The organism is uncultured Roseobacter sp. (genome assembly GCF_947499265.1).
Taxonomy (GTDB): domain Bacteria; phylum Pseudomonadota; class Alphaproteobacteria; order Rhodobacterales; family Rhodobacteraceae; genus Roseobacter.
Genome location: NZ_CANMNK010000009.1, coordinates 21,285 through 37,978, shown reverse-complemented (window position 1 = coordinate 37,978; position 16,694 = coordinate 21,285). Strand labels below are relative to the sequence as shown.

Annotated in this window: 13 protein-coding genes and 1 riboswitch; of the genes, 3 read left to right on the top strand and 10 right to left on the bottom strand. The window is 60.8% G+C overall.

The genetic code is table 11. From position 1 onward, the window contains the following. Positions 1-6: 6 nt before the first annotated feature. The 10 genes from cobW to Q1A63_RS21755 form a co-directional block, all read right to left on the bottom strand. Positions 7-1,065, bottom strand: coding sequence for a cobalamin biosynthesis protein CobW (cobW, locus tag Q1A63_RS21800; protein ID WP_298975238.1), 1,059 nt, complete (start codon positions 1,063-1,065; stop codon positions 7-9). Then, on the bottom strand, positions 1,058-1,456 hold the full coding sequence (locus Q1A63_RS21795) for a DUF1636 domain-containing protein (RefSeq protein ID WP_298975239.1): 399 nt from the start codon (positions 1,454-1,456) through the stop codon (positions 1,058-1,060). Before Q1A63_RS21795 ends, cobW begins: the two co-directional genes overlap by 8 nt. A gap of 93 nt (positions 1,457-1,549) precedes the next feature. Then, a riboswitch (cobalamin riboswitch) is annotated at positions 1,550-1,762 on the bottom strand. Positions 1,763-1,811: 49 nt separating this feature from the next. Further along, the gene (locus Q1A63_RS21790) at positions 1,812-2,708 is read right to left on the bottom strand and encodes a DMT family transporter (protein WP_298975240.1); all 897 of its coding nucleotides are present in this window, start codon (positions 2,706-2,708) and stop codon (positions 1,812-1,814) included. Positions 2,709-2,832: 124 nt separating this feature from the next. Then, a complete protein-coding gene (locus Q1A63_RS21785) occupies positions 2,833-3,354 on the bottom strand; it encodes a DUF2478 domain-containing protein (RefSeq protein ID WP_298975241.1) in 522 nt (173 codons plus the stop codon). Between the two features lie 12 nt (positions 3,355-3,366). Beyond that, positions 3,367-5,484 carry a HEAT repeat domain-containing protein gene (locus Q1A63_RS21780; protein ID WP_298975242.1) on the bottom strand — a complete coding sequence of 706 codons (2,118 nt, stop codon included), beginning with the start codon at positions 5,482-5,484 and terminating at the stop codon, positions 3,367-3,369. 57 nt (positions 5,485-5,541) lie between these two features. Next, the gene (locus Q1A63_RS21775) at positions 5,542-8,217 is read right to left on the bottom strand and encodes an arsenate reductase (azurin) large subunit (protein WP_298975243.1); all 2,676 of its coding nucleotides are present in this window, start codon (positions 8,215-8,217) and stop codon (positions 5,542-5,544) included. Positions 8,218-8,228: 11 nt separating this feature from the next. Beyond that, positions 8,229-8,816, bottom strand: a complete 588-nt coding sequence (locus Q1A63_RS21770; RefSeq protein WP_298975244.1) for an arsenate reductase (azurin) small subunit — start codon at positions 8,814-8,816, stop codon at positions 8,229-8,231. A 13-nt stretch (positions 8,817-8,829) separates the two neighbouring features. Continuing rightward, complete coding sequence (locus tag Q1A63_RS21765) at positions 8,830-9,957, bottom strand: cytochrome c peroxidase (RefSeq protein ID WP_298975245.1); 1,128 nt, start codon at positions 9,955-9,957, stop codon at positions 8,830-8,832. 11 nt (positions 9,958-9,968) lie between these two features. Next, entirely contained in the window at positions 9,969-11,045 is a 1,077-nt protein-coding gene (locus Q1A63_RS21760) for a cytochrome c peroxidase (RefSeq protein WP_298975246.1), read from the bottom strand. 323 nt (positions 11,046-11,368) lie between these two features. Next, positions 11,369-13,570: an ATP-binding protein gene (locus tag Q1A63_RS21755; protein WP_298975247.1), complete on the bottom strand. Its 2,202-nt coding sequence runs from the start codon at positions 13,568-13,570 to the stop codon at positions 11,369-11,371. A gap of 76 nt (positions 13,571-13,646) precedes the next feature. On the opposite strand from Q1A63_RS21755, the gene Q1A63_RS21750 reads away from it, so the two are divergent. The 3 genes from Q1A63_RS21750 to Q1A63_RS21740 all read left to right on the top strand — a co-directional run bounded on the left by Q1A63_RS21750 (position 13,647) and on the right by Q1A63_RS21740 (position 16,656). Beyond that, complete coding sequence (locus tag Q1A63_RS21750; protein WP_298975248.1) at positions 13,647-14,354, top strand: response regulator transcription factor; 708 nt, start codon at positions 13,647-13,649, stop codon at positions 14,352-14,354. Between the two features lie 367 nt (positions 14,355-14,721). Next, positions 14,722-15,342, top strand: a complete 621-nt coding sequence (locus tag Q1A63_RS21745) for a VPLPA-CTERM sorting domain-containing protein (protein WP_298975249.1) — start codon at positions 14,722-14,724, stop codon at positions 15,340-15,342. A gap of 123 nt (positions 15,343-15,465) precedes the next feature. Then, positions 15,466-16,656 (top strand): LLM class flavin-dependent oxidoreductase, encoded by a 1,191-nt coding sequence (locus Q1A63_RS21740; RefSeq protein ID WP_298975250.1) that lies wholly within the window; start codon positions 15,466-15,468, stop codon positions 16,654-16,656. The last annotated feature ends 38 nt before the right edge of the window (positions 16,657-16,694 follow it).

Below are 16,694 nucleotides of genomic sequence, written 5' to 3'. Positions count from 1 at the left end.
GGGGGGTTACTCTGCGGCCTCGACGGCGCGGGCGCCCAGCACGGACTGAATGGTTGCCACTCTGATATCGTCATGCTCGGCAATCACCACCAGACGCCCCTGCCGCGCCTCATCCGGCTGCCACGCACGGTCATACTGATGCCGGACGCGGGCACCCACCGCCTGCACCAGCAAGCGCATGGGTTTGCCTGCCACAGCGGCATAGCCTTTCACGCGCAGGATGTTGTGCTCATTGGCCAGCACCTCCACCGCGCGCACCAGATCCGCCGGGTCGGTTTGCTCGGGGATATCTACCACGATGCTTTCAAAATCCTCGTGGTCGTGATCATGCGGGCCGTCGTGGTGGCTGGGACGCGCGTCCATGTCATCCTCCGCCGCCGCTTCGAGGCCGAGAATGATGCGCGGGTCCACGATCCCTTCGGCAACCTCGACCACCGGCAAGGGGCGCGGCGCTTCGGCGGCGATGATTTCTTTTGCCTTCGCAACCCCTTCCGGTCCGGCCAGATCGGGCTTGGTCAACAGGATGATATCGGCGCAGGAAATCTGATCCTCGAAGACCTCGGACAGGGGCGTTTCGTGATCAATGCTCTCATCCGCTGCGCGTTGCGCATCCACCGCCGCCACATTGGGCGCAAAGCGCCCCGCCGCCACGGCTTCGGCATCTGCCAGCGCGATCACACCGTCTACCGTGATTTTCGAGCGGATGTCGGGCCAGTCGAAGGCCTTGAGCAAGGGTTTCGGCAGCGCCAGCCCGGAGGTCTCAATGAGGATGTGATCGGGACGCGGCTCCAGCGCCATCAGCGCCTCGATGGTCGGGATGAAATCATCGGCCACGGTGCAGCAGATGCAGCCGTTGGCCAGTTCCATGATATTCTCCGCCGGGCAATCGGGGATCGCGCAGGATTTCAGGATGTCGCCGTCGACCCCCACATCGCCAAACTCATTCACCACCACGGCCAGCCGCTTGCCGCCGGGGTTCTGCATCAGTTCGCGGATCAGGGTGGTTTTGCCCGAGCCCAGAAAGCCGGTGATCACGGTCACGGGAAGTTTTGCAAGATCAGTCATGGTCGTTCTCCAGCGGCGGGATGCGCGCGATACAGTTGCGTTTAAAATGGTCGGGGCGCTCGCGCCACGGGATCAGGCCATCCTGCGTGGCGTTATAGCGGGCCGCCCCATCGATCAGGACGTCCGGATGCGACACTTCATCGATGTTTCCGTAAATATACGTCCACCTGTCGCCGCCGCGCAGCGCAATCGTGCAGCCATGGTCACAGTTCTGCAGGCATTCCACGGGTTTCAGGCGAATGCCAGGCGGCATCCCGTTTTGCGCCAAAGTGTCATAAAGGCGCTGTCCCGGACGGCGTTCGTCCTCCGGGATCTCCTGACCGCGCCTGCATTTGACACAGATCAGCAATTCTGTGGCAGGGCCGGTCAAGGCTGTTGCGTCTGTCGTCATAGTGTTTTGTCCCATATGTCATGGGACGTGGGTCAGATGACGAGATGGGCCTGATGGGATCAGGGCTTTCCCGACACCGGAACACCCCGTCCGGTTTCCTCACGTGTCGCTGGCAGGTCTCCCGGCTCACGGATCCCGGCAGCCTGGCTGCCTTCGGTCTGCGCCACCTTCCCGGACCTATGTCCAGTGGTATCGGCAGACCTTTCCGTTCACGGTCGCGGGGGCGGCTGTGCTTCGTCGAAAGCAATCGACTGCACATTCCCTTTTCACTTCAAAGCACGAAGCACCAACTGCGATTCAGTTGCGTCAGAAGCAGGGGCATTGTCAAGCAGAAGCGGGTGTTTCCGCACGCGGGCTATGCCTGACCGGTGGTTTGTTTGCTGCGCCAAAGAATGAAAAGACCGGACAGAACGATCAGGCCGCAGCCCAGGAGCACCGACCAGCCGATGTCCTCGCCAAAAAGGACAACACCAAAGCCAACGCCAAAAAGTAGTCGCGTGTACCGAAAGGGCGTCACTGCAGAGACTTCGCCAGTGCGCATGGCCTTCATCAGGCCGGTGTAGGCTGCCACACCGGCCAGCACGGCGCCCAAGAGGCACGCAGACGCCACGGGATCAGGCCGGACAAAGGGCGCCGCTTCCCACAAGGAGAACAGCAGCCCGGCAATGACAACCGATAGAAACCCATAGAGCCCCAGAATGGACGCGCTCAAAGACGCTGGGGCCGCGCGGCTCGCCAGATCGCGCCCGGCAAACCCGAGCATGCCCAAAACGGCCAACAACGACAGCAGCGAAAAGCTGTCTGAGCCCGGACGCACGATCACGATCACCCCCAGCAACCCGATGAAGATCGCGACCCAGCGTCGTGGCCCCACCTTTTCACCAAAAACCAGGGCGGCCCCGGCCACCACAACCAAGGGGGTCGCTTGCAGGATCACCGTGGCCGACGACAGCGGCGTTAGGGTGATCGCCAGCACGAAAAAGAGACGTCCTGTGATCTCGAAAAAGACCCGCAACCGCATCGGGCGGGACAGGACATCCCGCGTGAAAAGGCTTTCCCGATTGAGCACGGCAAGACCGGCAAAGACGATAGCACCGCCGAGGCCGAAAAGGATCAGGATCTGACTGACGGGTAGCGTTTGCGCCGCTGCTTTGATAAACACGTCTTCGACTGCGAAAGCGGCCATGGCGAGCACCATCCACAGGCTGCCGACAAGGTTGGCCTTGCTGTCGGTTGCAATGCTGGGGGTCACGCGGTCTCCGATGCTGCGATGCGCCAGGACCTGACTGATCCCGGCCCCGCATGACGGATCGCATCGGGCCCGTCAACGGCAATGCCGCGGGCAATGTGTTTTCGCAGCGGTTCCCAGGCGGGGGTCAAGCAGGCGCGTTCCGTTCCGCGATTTGCGCGTCGAACCATGCAGTCAGTGTCGCCTCATCTGCTGGAAGCGCTTGGGCCAAATCCCCCGTAAACGCGATGAACGCAGCAAGGTTTAAGGTATTCAGGCCCACAAGAACCGGGATATCAAGGCTCAGCGCTTCCGCGATCACCGGTCGAAACCCGCGGCCAGCGGCCTCGTGTTTGCCGAACTTGTTGACGATGAGCAGATCGGCCCCCTTGGCCACTTCGGTGCTGACCAAACCCACGGCCTGTTCCAACGCTTCGGGATCAAGCCTGCAGCCGGTCGCGGAAGGGCCCAGGCTTTGCGAAATGCGAATGACAGGTCCCTCCGGCAGGAGCTTCACATCCATATCGCAGAGCCCGCCATCGCAGCTGTCGGTATTGACCTGCACGGCACCGCACAAGCGATGACCAAGGGTCAGCGCTTTGCGGGCAAAGCCATAAAGCAGCTGATCCGTATCGCCTTTTCCGGGCGCAATCGTATAGGCAATTCTCATGGTCTGACCAAATTATGAAGCGTCGTGGCGCGGGGCAAGCCCGCGTAGAATGATCAACGCGCGGCGGGGATTGTCAACACTGTCTGCAAGGATTTCGAGGGCTGTTTCCTGCGCCGCGTCAGCTTGCCGCGCCAGCATCCCGAGGGTGTCGGACCGCTCTGCGTTGATCGCGGCGCGCATCGCTGCCTGGATAAACGTGGTCTCCCCCGAGGTCAGGATTTTCTGCGCCGCTTTTTGCCGCACAGCGGTTGCTGTGTCGCCGATGAAGTCGAGCGCTTGGCTCGCAGGCAAGTGCGCAACGGCTTCGGCGCGGATCAAGGCGTCTGCGTCATTGAGCCCCCTGCTCAGCACGGCAGGATCGGGATCTTGCGACAGAATGCGAAACGCCGCCATGCGGATCAGCGGGTCGCTGTCGGCAAAGCCAGCCTCGGCGGTCTTGCGGAACGCCGGTGCCACCACCCTGCCCGCCAACGTCTCCCAGGCCGCGCGGCGCACCGTCTCATCGGGATCATCTACCCGCGCCATCATCGCCTCGGTCAGCTTGCCCCCAACGCAGTCGCGGAATATCCGCATCGCGTCGCAGGCCAGCGACGGCGCCAGATCGTCGGATCCTTCAACAACGCGTCGTTTGGCACGTTTCGCACCGGATTCTTCGGGCGTTTCTCCGGCCATCGGGGGCGCTGCGGAGAGCGTCACATGCGCGTCCAACTGGATTGCATCCAGTGTGCTCTGCCCGCTTTGCTGGGCGGCGTTCTCGCGTTCGACAATCTCACCCTCAGGCGTGATCCAGATGCGGCTGGACCCGGCCCCTTCCTTGGGCGTGCCAGCGTCCGGAACCGCAACGTCACCCGTCATTTGTTCGGGGTCGGGCTCGGGCAGCAGGATGTCGCCCGCAATCACGGCTGCGGCGAGATCAACCGCGTCGTCGTCGCTGGCCATCTTGTGCATCAATACGGTCAGGAGCGTGGCGCGGACCTGACGCGCGGGATTTTCCAGACGTTCCGCAATCAGCGCTACCGGCACTTTCAATGCAGTTGCTCCGAGCGCTTTTGCCGCCGCAACGCGCACCTCCAGGTCATTTTCACGCGCATCAATCAGCTGCAAAAGCGGACCCAAAGCGCGGTTGGGCGCGAGCACCTGCAGTCTTTCGATCACGCAGATCGCCAGCTCAGGCCCACAACGCGGTAGCCACATCAGCATGTTGTCGACAAGTGCTTCGTGGAAATCTGACTCAAACGGCGGCGCGAGGCTGTTCAAGGCCGCAACCCGAACACGTTCGCTGCTGTCGGAAAGGCCGCGGCGCGCGAGATCGGGATGAACAGATACCGCATGCCGCAGTGCTGCAGCGCGGACATCGGCATCGGGGTCGTCGCGCGCAAGCGCTTCGCTGCGGGCATCATCGGGCGCGAGCACCTTGAGCGCCAGCACCCGCAATTCAGGCTCCTCTGACGCCAACAGCTTTTCCAGATGCATCTCGAAGCTTTCTGGCGCGGCCTTGGCTAAAGCTGCAGCGGCACGGCGACGCGCGACGCCTTTCATCTGATTGAAGACCTCGATCAGCGTGGCAACGCCAATCTCGCCCATTTGCGCCAGGGCGTGGTAGACGGGTACGTCAACGGATTGCCCGAACGCATCCATCAGCGCCACGATCAGATCGTCGATGGCCTCTTCGGCCTGCATGTCACTCAGCGCTCGGATGGCAGCCATTTGAACATCCAGCCAGTCTTCCCAATCGCTGCCGGCGTCTTCCCAGGTCACCTGATCCTCGGACCGCGATATCACCAGCGCCTGCAACAGGGGGACAGCCTCCGTCGACTGCAATCGCGCCAGCGTCCGAATGGCAGCCAGTTTGACCTCGCGCACCGGATCACCGGCGAGCGAATGTAGCAAATCCTCCGCATCTTCGGGCTCTGCCAGAGGCACCAGCGCCTCAATCGCGTCGCTGCGCACGTCTGGATCGGGGTCAAGGCGTGCTATCAACAATGCCGCGCGCACATCCTTTGCGCTCCCCTCCATCAAGGCGGGCAAGGCACAGACCGCAGCCGAACGGAGGACTTCGTTCTCCGATGTCAGAAACGCATCAAATGCGGAAAGCTTTGCGCGCGGATTGAGCAGGGTATCAGATTGCATCATATCTCCGAGAATGTGCGGCGGGCCGGACCGAAAAGACCCAACCCGCACATGGGATCACGCGATATCGCGGCGGGCAAAGGACATCGACCGGAACTGCGATTTATAGGGGCTTTCGCCCATTTTGCGCACCTTGCCGACACCCATCTTGTAGTTGTAGTTGCCGCTGATCCAGTCGACGACGCGACCCGAGAGGGCATTTGCAGGCTGGCTGGTGTGCAGGAAATCCATGTAGCCGAGGTTTTCCTTCACCGCCGGCGTCACAATGGCGACGGCTGTGATTGACGCTTTGGTCAGCTCGATATGCCCGTTCTTGAGTAACTCGGCGAAATCGAAATCAGAGCCTTCGACCCCGATGATCGTATCCGTCTGCACCGGAATCCGGTCCGAATAGACCTGCACGTAGTCGCCATTCTCGATCCCGCTGGCTTCCGCCACTGTCGGGTGAATTTCGATCCAGTTCTCCGGCCAGCGCTGCACGATATACGGCCTGCGCCGGTCGTCATAGCCCGATTGCCACCGCTCGTTGATGCGCCCCGAGGTGATCCAGATCTCACCTTCACGCGGTTTGAGCCATTCCCAGTAGCTGGAGAAAAGATCCCAGGGTGCTTTCTGGATGTTGCATTTGCCGGTCTGGCTGTTGAAATGTGTCAGCTTCTTGTTGAACACATTGGCGCCAATCGGTCCCTCCTCGGGGAGTACCCGGTTCACATCATGCAGCCGCTTGGTCTCCACCAAGGTTCCATCCTTGTCCATCAGAACCGGGCCCTGGATGCCATTGGTGCCAAACTCCCCCAGCTTCTGGTGCAGCGTCTTGCCTTCCTGATCGGCCTTGACCTTGACCATGAAGAAATCCTTACGCGAACCGCGCGAATGGCGCGCGCCCTCTTCCAGCACCTCGTTGGAGTCCTTCCAGTCGAACCCCTCAAAGCCCATCTTCCTGGCCAGCTGCGCGATGATCCACCAATCCGGTTTTGCCTCACCGGGGGCGTCGTAGAACTTCGGATAAAGCCGGATACGCCGCTCGCCATTGGCGCGGGTAAAGGTATCCTCACCCCACCCGCTGGCCGGGAAAACGATGTCGGCATAGCGCGTGCCGATGGGATCGACCATGTAGATGTCCTGGTTCCAAACCACCATACCGCCTGAATCCGCCCTCCGTTTCAGCGTGTCGATGATGTCCTGTTTCTCAAAGCTCTGGACCTGATGCGGGTTTCGCGTGGTCAGCTCGTCAAACTTGGCCTGCAGCGACTGCGTGCCGCACATCGCCTGCACCCAGGTGGTGCCGATGACATGGGCCAGCCGCGTGTGACCGCTCATCAGATAGCGGTCGGTGTCCATGGCGCGCCGCCTGCGACCGGGGAGTTTTTCGGGAGACTTGTTCCGCGGATAGCCGCCGCCGCGCAGACCACCGCGCTGGTGGCCCCCGGCGCGCCCGATGACCTGACCGGGGCGCCCGCCACAGCCGGTGATGATGCCCAAGGCAGAGATCGCCTGCGTATTGCCGGTGTTGTTGGACCAGTAAAACCCCTTCTCGATCATCACGGAGGTCTTGGGGCGGGTGCCGTCCTCTTTCGGTTTGGCCATCCATTCGGCAGCGGTGTAGATTTTCTGCACGTCGATCTGGGCGATCTCCGCGGCCTTTTCCGGCTCGGAATAATCCTGGGCCAGCAGCCATTCCTTCCAATCCTCAAAACCGGCCGTCTGGAATTTGCCCCAGGTGGTGCGCCACTGCCAGGGCGTGTTGCGCGTGCCCTGCCCGAAGCCGGAAGAGCTTTCCCACTTGTTGTTGACCCAGTTCTGGATCCATTCACTGTCCTCCCAGCCGTTCTCGACAATCACCCGCGCGATGGCCAGCACCACCGGCAGGTCGGTGCCGGGCTGAATATCGATCACCATGCCACCGTTCTTTTCCGCGAAGGCAGTGCCGGAGGTGCGGCGCGGCAGCAAAAAGATCGCCTTCTGACCGCCTTGGATCGCAGGCATGATGTAATCGGTGAAGAGGATGGTCTTGGATTCGTAGGGGTCTGTGCCGCACATCAACAGCGTGTCGGCCTCAGCCCAGTCGTCGTAGCTGGGCCCGAAATTGTCAAAACCCGCATCCCGGAAACCGGGCGTGGAGGTTACATCCGAGGGCGTGTCGTGAAAGGTGAAATTCGCCGTGCGCACATGGCGCAGCGCATATTTGGTGATCGCATAGGTATTCTCCATATAGCCATAGGAGAAGGTTTTTACTCCGTAGGCGTTGGTGCCGTGTTTTTCGAGCACGTGATTGCCGACCTCTGCCGCGATCTCCAGCGCGAAGTCCCAGGTAACGGGCATCAGCACGCCGAACATCCGCACCATCGGGGATTTCAGACGGTCGCGCGTGGGGGTTTGCGGGTTATAGACCTTTTGCGCCAGCGCCCCGCCCCGGATTGACGAATTGCCGGAATAATTGACGAATTCGGCGTCCTTGTCCGGGATGATGACCACATGGTGCGGCGCACCGTTGTGCAGCACGATATTGTGTTGGTTCGGAGCCACCCAGGCCCCAAGAGGGGCAACGGGGAAATCTTCGTTAAAGGCGTTGTCTTCGGCTTTCGGGCCACCGACCTTGCCGCCCGCAACCGGCCAGCGGTAAACCTTGTAGCCACAGGCGACAACGCAATAGTCGCAGGCGGTTGAAATGACGTCGGCGTCTGGCGGCGGCAGCGGCACGGCGGTTTCCGGGACATAATATGGCGTGGACATGGGTGCGCTCCTCAGCCTTGCAGATTGTCAAAACGGCCGTAGATCAGGCCAAACATGCCGACGGCGTAAATATCGTCGCCATCCAGTTCCAAGAGCACCTGCGGCAGCGACTGATAGGCCTGCCCGGCGATGAAAATCCCGTGCCGTGTCAGATCGAAGGTGGTCAGGTGCAGCGGGCATGGTCCCAGCGCCTTGTCCGCGGCCTGATAGGTGCCTTGCAGCGGGCCGCCCTGATGGGTGCAGGTGTAGTTGAATGCCACCACATCCTTGTCCGGGCCAAGCCCGCCCCCTGCTGCCCGACCCAGTTTAACCAGAATGGATTCCGCATATTCGCCCTCGTCGGGGTATTCGAAATCAAACGGTTCATCGACGGTCAGCGCGCTGAGCTTGGCGATCAGCTTGCGCGGATAGGTGGAGACCACAGCGGGTGTCTGCGCCTGCGGCATGCCCGGCACGCCCACCATCACCACGCTGGTGGCAATGCCGCTGGTGAGCAGGAATTCGCGCCGGTTCATCAGGCAGTTGCGGGTGCCGGCCCTGGCGGCCTCGCCGTTCTCGCCGTTGATCGCCGCGCGGATCTTAGGATCGACCTGTGTCATGCTTGCTTCCTCATCAATTCTGTGTCGCTGGCAGGGGTTGCATTTCGGGCAGGTCCGGATCGTCGACCAGAATTTCCGGCCCACTCAGGCTTTCGAGAAAGGCCACCAGATCGTCGATTTCCGCCTCCTCCAGTCCCAGAGGCTGGATCAGTTCGGACTTGTTGGCGGCAAATTCATTCTCGCCGCCGCCCGCGTTGTAAAAGACCACCACGTCGCGCAGCGTCTCCAGCATGCCGTTGTGCATGTAGGGATAGGTGTATTTGGTGTAGCGCAGGCTGGGCACGCGGAACTTGCCCTTGTCGGCCTTCTGCTTGGTGCGGAAATAGAGGCCCGGATCATCCTTGGTCTTGCGGTACATCTCTTCTGTGGAGCCTTTGGCGTAGAGTTCGAACCGGAAGGTGATCTGCGCCAACTCATCCTCTTCCCAGCCGTCGTAGGGTGGCACGCCGATGTTGTAATAGGCCTCGTTCGACAGCAGCGCGCCATTGTGGCAGGCCGCGCAATTGGCTTTACCGGTGAAGAGATCCAGCCCGCGTTTCTGCGCCTCGCTCAGTGCGGCATCATCGCCGCGCATATACGTGTCGAAGGGGGTGTCGGTTTGGACCAAGGTGCGTTGGTATGAGGCCAGCGCCATATAGGCATGGCGCACCAGCGGCCAGTCATCGCCAAACACCTCGCGGAAGGCCTCGCGGTATTCCGGCACAAAGGCCAGCCGCGCCTCCATCATGTCGTCTTCACCATTGCCAGCCACGCCGCCGCGGGCGGCCGAGCGCGCCTGATGCTCAAGGCTACCGCTCGCCCCGGCCCAGAAGAGCTTCTTGTAGTAGGCCGAATTCACCACGGTCTGGCTGTTGCGCCAGTGGGTGGTGCCGGGATAGCCAAAGCTGATCTTGTCCTGCACCGCCCAGCCCGCTTCGGGCCGGTGACAGGAGGCGCAGGACATCTCGCCGTTGCCCGACAGGATCGGGTCAAAGAACAGCAACTCGCCCAGGGCGATCTTCTCCGGTGTCTGCGGGTTATCAGCGGGGGCCGCCGGTGGATCCAGCGCTGCCAGCTCTGACGGTCTGTGCCCATCCGCCATGCCCACCCCCGCCAGGCAGGTGACCATGAGGAAGGCGGCGATCCGGGTTTTATGTGTCATGATGCCCTCTATCAGTTTGGCTGCTCGCGCCAGTTTTCGATCAGTTCGTAATCGTAATCATCTTCACGCCAGACGTAGGCATCGGTGTCGAAGCTGTCGCCGGAGAGGCTTTCGAGGAAGGCGATCAGGTCGGCCTTTTCACTGGGCACCAGTCCAAGCGGCTGCAAGCGCGCGTCCTTTCCCGTGTCGTTGCCGCCGCCGGCATCATAGAAATCGACCACATCCGCCAGCGTCGCAAAGGTGCCGTTATGCATGTAGGGCGCGGTATAGGTCAGCTCCCGCAGCGAGGGTGTGAGGAACGTGCGTTTGGTTTCTTCACGGTGGGTGCGGATATAGGCGCCCAGATCCTCGCGCAGGTTCATATAGTTTTCGACACCCATGAATTTGGCGTAGGTGACAAAGGCCGAGTGCCGCAGCGGATCGGCCCAGATGTCGGGGTTGGTCGGCACGCCGGTGTTATGGGGTTTGTCATCGGTGAAGCGCGCGCCGGAATGGCAGGCGGCGCAGCCCCCCTTGCCCTCAAAGATGCCCTGCCCGCGCATCGCCGCCGCCGACATCTCGCCGGTGTCGAAAGGCGCATTGCGCGACTGGATCGTCTTCATGAAATCCATCAGCGCATTGCGCGCGCCCCCATTCGACGGTTCCGACATGCCGGCGGCGGCGAACATCTCGCGGTACACCGGATCCTGCTTCATGCGCTCCTGCATGATGCGCATGTCCATGTTCATCAGATAGGTTTCGGTGATCATTTCCCGCGCGACATCATTGAGGTTAGTGCCCAGACGGCCATCGTGCATCCAGGCGTCGCGGAACCCGACATTCGCCAGTGTCGGCGCGTTTCGGAAATGTCCGGCACCCGTATAGGCCTGGCTCAGCGCCTCGCCGTCGGTAAAGGCCTTGTCGGGCTGGTGACAGCTGGCACAGGACAGCGAGGTATCGCCCGAGAGCCGCGTGTCGTAGAACATGCGCTTTCCCAGTTCGGCGCGGGCGGCGTCTACTTCTATGGCAGGGTCAGGTGTGACGTCTTGTGCGGCACTAGCACTCGCCCCCAGAACCAGCACGCAAACCGCTTGCAGTGTCCGTTTCATCGAGCTCTCCTTCTTGCTGGGCGATGAATGGCCTAGCTGTAATTCAGCTGCGAAATGCGCAGCCGCGACGGGTGCGGTGCCGCGAGACACCGCTTTGGAAAACACCTTCAGATGAGACTTTTTAAGTCCTGTCCCTTTGGTTTTTATGCGACATGAGGCGGTTGGGGCGCACTGGCGAGGTGGGTCCCAACCGTTCCGTTTGACCTAAGGTTAACGCCTATTCTCGCGGGATATGTTGCGCGCGGAGTTGCGATTTGTAACTAATTGCGACGAAATGTTGCGATATGAAACGGGCCCGCACGAGGTCCTTCAAATGCGACAGATTAGTCCAGAAGTGTGCGAATTTCCCGCGCCAGTTTTGCGGGCTGCACGGGTTTGTCGATGAGGATTGGTGCAGGGCCCGGCACGGTCACACGGCGCGGTTTATAGGCAGAGCAATAGATGACCGGGATGTCGTCGCGCAGATCCCGCACGGCGCGCACCAGATCTTCGCCGCTCATGTCCGGCATCACCATGTCCGAAATCAGGATGTCAAATCGGGCCGGGTCCGCCTTGAAGCGTTCCAGCGCGGTCATGGGTGAATTGAAGGCTTCAACCCGATACCCCAGCCGCGTCAGCAGGCGCCGGAAGGTGCCCAGAACCTCGGCCTCGTCGTCCACCAGCAGAATGCGTTCGGTGCCGCGCGGGATGGCATCATCCTTCGACGCCAGAGTTTCTTCTGCAGCTTCCGCCCCGGGCAGAATGATGGTGAAGGTGCTGCCGGCGCCAAGATCGCTGACAAAGGAAATCTCGCCCCCCATCTCATTGACCAGCCCGTAGACCACGGACAGCCCCAGACCGGAGCTTTTGCCCAGTGGCTTGGTGGTGAAAAACGGCTCAAAGAGATGCCGCTGGGTTTCGGCGGACATGCCCGGCCCGTCATCTCTCACCGTCAGACTCACCCAGCCCTCGGCACGGGGGGCGGCGTTGGCGGGCGGCGCAACAGCGGAGAGCTTCAGGTCGATGGTTCCCTGTGATCCCTCGAGCGCCTCAGCGGCGTTGCGACAAAGGTTCATGACGATCTGGTGCAGGTGCGTCGGATCCCCGCGCACGAAATGGTGTGCGCCCTCGGGGTCGAAACGGATGGTGATCATCGGCGGCGTCGAGGCCTTGAGCAGCCCGGTCACCTCCTCGATGATCTGCCCAAGATCCACCGCGCGCATGTCTCCGGGCTCACGCCGCGCAAAGGTCAGCAGTTCGTTCACCAGACTTTGCGCGCGCCGCGCCGCGATGTTGATCTGGGCAATCTCTCCGGCAAGATCACTGCCTTCGGAAGCATCCAGCGATGCCAGATGCGCGGAGCCCACAATTGTCGTCAGGATGTTGTTGAAATCATGCGCCACGCCGCCCGCCAATTGCCCCACGGCTTCGAGTTTTTGCGCGCGCACGACCTGATCGCGGGCCTGCCGTTTTTCGGTGATGTCCTCGCTGATACCGATGAAGTTCTGGATGCTGCCTTCGGGCGACAGCAAGGGCAGGATGGTCGTTTCCGCCCAATAGCTTGATCCATCCTTCTTGCGGTTGCGAAAGATACCGTGCCAGGCTTCGCCATTTGAGAGCCCGGCGCGGATGTCGCGGTAGACGCTGTCTTCGGTGTCGCCGGATTGCAGGAACGCGGGCGTCTGCCCCCGGACATCATCCAGCGTCCAGCCGGTCAGCTGTGTGAATTTGGCGTTCACATATTGGATCTGCGCATTTGTGTCCGTGATTATGATCGTCGCCGGGCTCTGCTCAACAGCGGTGGCCAGCCGCCCCTCGGAGGCCTCCAGCCTTTTGCGTTCCGACAATTCATTCGCCAGATCCGCCACCGCATGGCGCAGATCGCGAAAGAGCAGGACCAACAACCACCCCACGACCAGAGCCGCCATCACCAGTGCCGCGATCGATAGAAACCCGATCCAGATCAGCTGCTGCCCCTGCCCCACGGCCGCCAGCAAGCGCCGCGTGCTCGACGCCTGCAGCTCCGACCAGATGCGCTCCAATTGTGCCAGCCCTGCAATCGCCTGGCTGTCATCGACGCGCACCTGTGCGTCCGTACGCTCTGCAGACCAGCCCTCGTCCGCAGCGCGGATCGCGAGCGGCAGATTGGCGTTGTATTCCGCAATCGTCCGCTCGATCGCGCTGAGCGCGGCCTCTTCGTCCCCCGAGAGGTCAAGCGCCCGGAACCGGGACAGGACTTCATCGAATTCCACAAGTTGCCGCTGTGTCTCGCCCAGGTAGCGATCCTCCTGGCGCAGCACGAAGTTCTTGTAATTGTGGATCAGGCCGCCATAGCCCAGTAAGGCGCGCACTTCGCTGATCAGGATGCCTTTGCGTTCCGTTCCGGTTGAATAGTCGAGCCAACTTTGCCGGACTTCCTTGAATTGCGCCTGCGTCAGCGCGCCCAGAACACCGCCCAGAATGACGGTGACCAGAACCAATGCCAAAGCTGACAGGGCTGCGCGCAGGGGGCGGTGCATCGAGACATGGGCTCTGGACTCTGTCATGGCCGCAGCCTGTCGCGAGTTGCGGCCCGCCACAAGTTAAAATACGCTAAAGCTGCGGGTGTGGGAGTGTAGGGATATGGAACAGAAAATTCTGGTGGTTGATGACGACCAGCAGGTGACCTCCTTTCTGGAACGGTTCTTTGCACGTCACGGGTATCAATCTGCGACCGCGGCCACCGCGGCTGAGCTCTTCAAAATTCTGGAAACCGAAAGTTTTGATCTGATCATCCTCGATCTTATCCTGCCGGATGAAGACGGTTTTGAGGTGGCCAAGCGCATCCGCAGCGAGATGGAAACGCCGCTGATCATGCTGACCGCGCGGGATGAGGTCTATGACCGGATTGTCGGGCTGGAACTGGGCGCGGATGACTACGTCACCAAACCCTATGAGCCACGGGAATTGCTGGCGCGCATGCGCTCGGTGATGCGGCGCTACGCAGGTGGCGGGTCGCGCCCTGAAACTTCCGCCAAGGCGCTGCGTTTTGACGCACTGGAAATCGATCTGATCCGCTCGGTCGTGCGCAACATTCACAATGACAGCGAACTGCGGCTCACGAGCACCGAATTTGCCCTGCTGCGCGCGCTTGCCGATGCGCAGGGTGAGGTTCTGACCCGGGAGCAGATTTTGACGACGGTCTATGGCAACTCGGTACAGATCACCGACCGGGCCATCGACGCCCATGTCGTGCGCCTGCGCAAGAAACTTGGCGGCGCAACGCAGAATGAGGACCTGATCCGCACGGTACATGGGGTCGGGTACAAGCTCGCGGCCCTCGTGTCCTAGCAGCAGTGCAACTTTAAGATGAGTGCCATTTTTCGCCGCGTCGGCCCGCTTTGGGCAGCAATCTCTTAGCATTCAAAGGATTGATAGTGAATTCGGCCTCCGAGGCGCGCAAGAAAATTCAATCGAAGATGGAATTCGCCGCTATCTGGAGACGAATCAAAAGGTTAACGGCCAATAAAGCGCTTTGAAAAACGGGGCCGATGCAGGACTTTCCACCGCTTGAGGGGGAGCGGCGCTGAGGTCCCGCAACCTATGGGCGCAAAATCCGCTGAGGGAAGCGCCAATCCATCTTTTCCTTTGAAACCGGAGCACAAACCCTGTCCAAGTGCTAAAGTATTAATTTTTCCTTAATTATGAGGCATGTGTCATGTTCCGGTTTCTGAGTTCCCTGTTTTTTCTGTCGCTTGGTGTTTCAGCCACGGCGGGCACCGTCCATTCCTTTGAAAAAAACGTGCGATTGGAAAAGATCGAATGGATCGGCCTGATCGTCGATACGGACTCCGGCAGAACAGAATATGACTCTCTGGAATCATCCTCTGATGTGTGGGGTCTGAACGACATTTTCCGCACGCCCGGTCCTTTTGGATATGACGATATCGGCAAGGTTTTCAGCTTCACCGCCACAATCGAAAACGGCGGCGGGTCAGAGAACCGTGGCATCGCGACCAACTGCTATCTGGGCAATTTTTCCTGCAACAACAACGAAAGCGCTCAGGCAACACCCGAAGATGTCGACATCTCGCTGCCCTATGATGAAGTCTTTGATTTCTACGGGTCAACGATGAAGGGCGAGATGCTTTATCTGGAATGGTCCCCTGAATTGATCGGGTTTTACGGCAGCACCGACAATGGGTCCTGGGAAGCGGCCTATTTGACCTATACCTTCACGCCGGTCGCCGTGCCTGTGCCCGCCACGTTGCCGCTTTTGGCGCTGGGTCTGGGCGGGCTGGGGATGATTGCCCGGCGTCGGCAGAAAAAAGCGGCCTGACCCTGCCAGCGCGGAAGTGCCGGTACCTGCTACCTAAAATTGAATTGGTGGATAGGCCTGCTTGGTTTACCCTGTCCTAATGCCGGGCGCACAACGCCCCGGCACATAGGGAGGTAAAACCACATGACGGATCGTATGCGTTTCGGCATTTTTTTGGCCCCGTTCCACAAACCGGGTATCAATCCTACACTGGCGCTAGAACAGGACCTTGAACTGGTCGAATGGCTCGACCGGTGCGACTATGACGAGGTCTGGTTCGGCGAGCATCACTCCGCAGGATCAGAGATTTCCGCCAGTCCGGAGATCATGATCGCCACATCCGCGCCCCGAACGCGCCGCATCAAGCTGGGCACCGGGGTTGTGTCCGTCAGCTATCACAACCCGCTCTGGGTGGCCGAGAAGATCGTGCAGTTGGACCACCTGACACGCGGGCGGGCGATGTTGGGGTTGGGGCCTGGCTCTCTGCCCACGGATGCCGCGATGATCGGGCTGTCGCAAAAGGACACACGCGGGTTGCTGGCGGACGGGCTCGATGTCATCACGCGGTTGCTGCGCTCCGATGAGCCGGTGAATTTCGAAAACGATCGCTGGGTGCTGAAGGACGCGCGGTTGCATCTGCGCCCCTACTCCAATTTCGACCTTGCCACCGCCGCTGTGGCCTCGCCCACCGGACCGAAACTGGCAGGGAAATACGGCACGGGCATGATCTCCATCGGCGCAACCACCGCCGCCGGGTTTGATGCGCTGGCCCTGCATTGGGATGTGATCGAGGAAGAGGCCAAACACTACGGTCACATGCCGGATCGGTCCAAATGGCGGCTGGTGGGCCTCTGTCACATCGCGGAAACGATGGAACAGGCACACCGCGATGTGGAATACGGCATTGAACACTGGTTCAACTATTTCCAGGAAATTGCCGCCTTCCCGCAAATGTCCATGCCCGGCCAGAATGCCAAGGAGATGATTGATTTCATCAATGACAGCGGCTTTGGCGCCATCGGCACGCCGGAGATGTGCCGGGCACAGATCGACCGGCTTTGGAAACAGAGCAACGGCGGCTTTGGCGCCTATCTGATGCTGGCGCATAACTGGGCGAATTTTGACGCGACACGGCGCAGCTACGAGCTGATCGCCCGAGAAGTCTTCCCGCATTTCCAGGGGCAGCATATGTCGACGATGAACGCAGCGATGCGCGCGCAGAAAATGCGGCCTGAACTGGCGGAAATCCACGCCAAGGCGGTGGAGACGGCGCAGACCAACTATGCCGCCGAAAAGGAAAGCCGCACAAAAACGGTGAGCGAACCGGCGGAATAAACCGCGGTGGCGCCTGCGATTATTCAGGCGCCACTTCA

Coding starts and splice junctions, on each gene's coding strand:
- cobW (WP_298975238.1), bottom strand. CDS start 1,065: ATGACTGATCTTGCAAAACTTCCCGTGACCGTGATCACCGGCTTTCTG.
- Q1A63_RS21795 (WP_298975239.1), bottom strand. CDS start 1,456: ATGACGACAGACGCAACAGCCTTGACCGGCCCTGCCACAGAATTGCTG.
- Q1A63_RS21785 (WP_298975241.1), bottom strand. CDS start 3,354: ATGAGAATTGCCTATACGATTGCGCCCGGAAAAGGCGATACGGATCAG.
- Q1A63_RS21780 (WP_298975242.1), bottom strand. CDS start 5,484: ATGCAATCTGATACCCTGCTCAATCCGCGCGCAAAGCTTTCCGCATTT.
- Q1A63_RS21775 (WP_298975243.1), bottom strand. CDS start 8,217: ATGTCCACGCCATATTATGTCCCGGAAACCGCCGTGCCGCTGCCGCCG.
- Q1A63_RS21770 (WP_298975244.1), bottom strand. CDS start 8,816: ATGACACAGGTCGATCCTAAGATCCGCGCGGCGATCAACGGCGAGAAC.
- Q1A63_RS21765 (WP_298975245.1), bottom strand. CDS start 9,957: ATGACACATAAAACCCGGATCGCCGCCTTCCTCATGGTCACCTGCCTG.
- Q1A63_RS21760 (WP_298975246.1), bottom strand. CDS start 11,045: ATGAAACGGACACTGCAAGCGGTTTGCGTGCTGGTTCTGGGGGCGAGT.
- Q1A63_RS21755 (WP_298975247.1), bottom strand. CDS start 13,570: ATGACAGAGTCCAGAGCCCATGTCTCGATGCACCGCCCCCTGCGCGCA.
- Q1A63_RS21750 (WP_298975248.1), top strand. CDS start 13,647: ATGGAACAGAAAATTCTGGTGGTTGATGACGACCAGCAGGTGACCTCC.
- Q1A63_RS21745 (WP_298975249.1), top strand. CDS start 14,722: ATGTTCCGGTTTCTGAGTTCCCTGTTTTTTCTGTCGCTTGGTGTTTCA.
- Q1A63_RS21740 (WP_298975250.1), top strand. CDS start 15,466: ATGACGGATCGTATGCGTTTCGGCATTTTTTTGGCCCCGTTCCACAAA.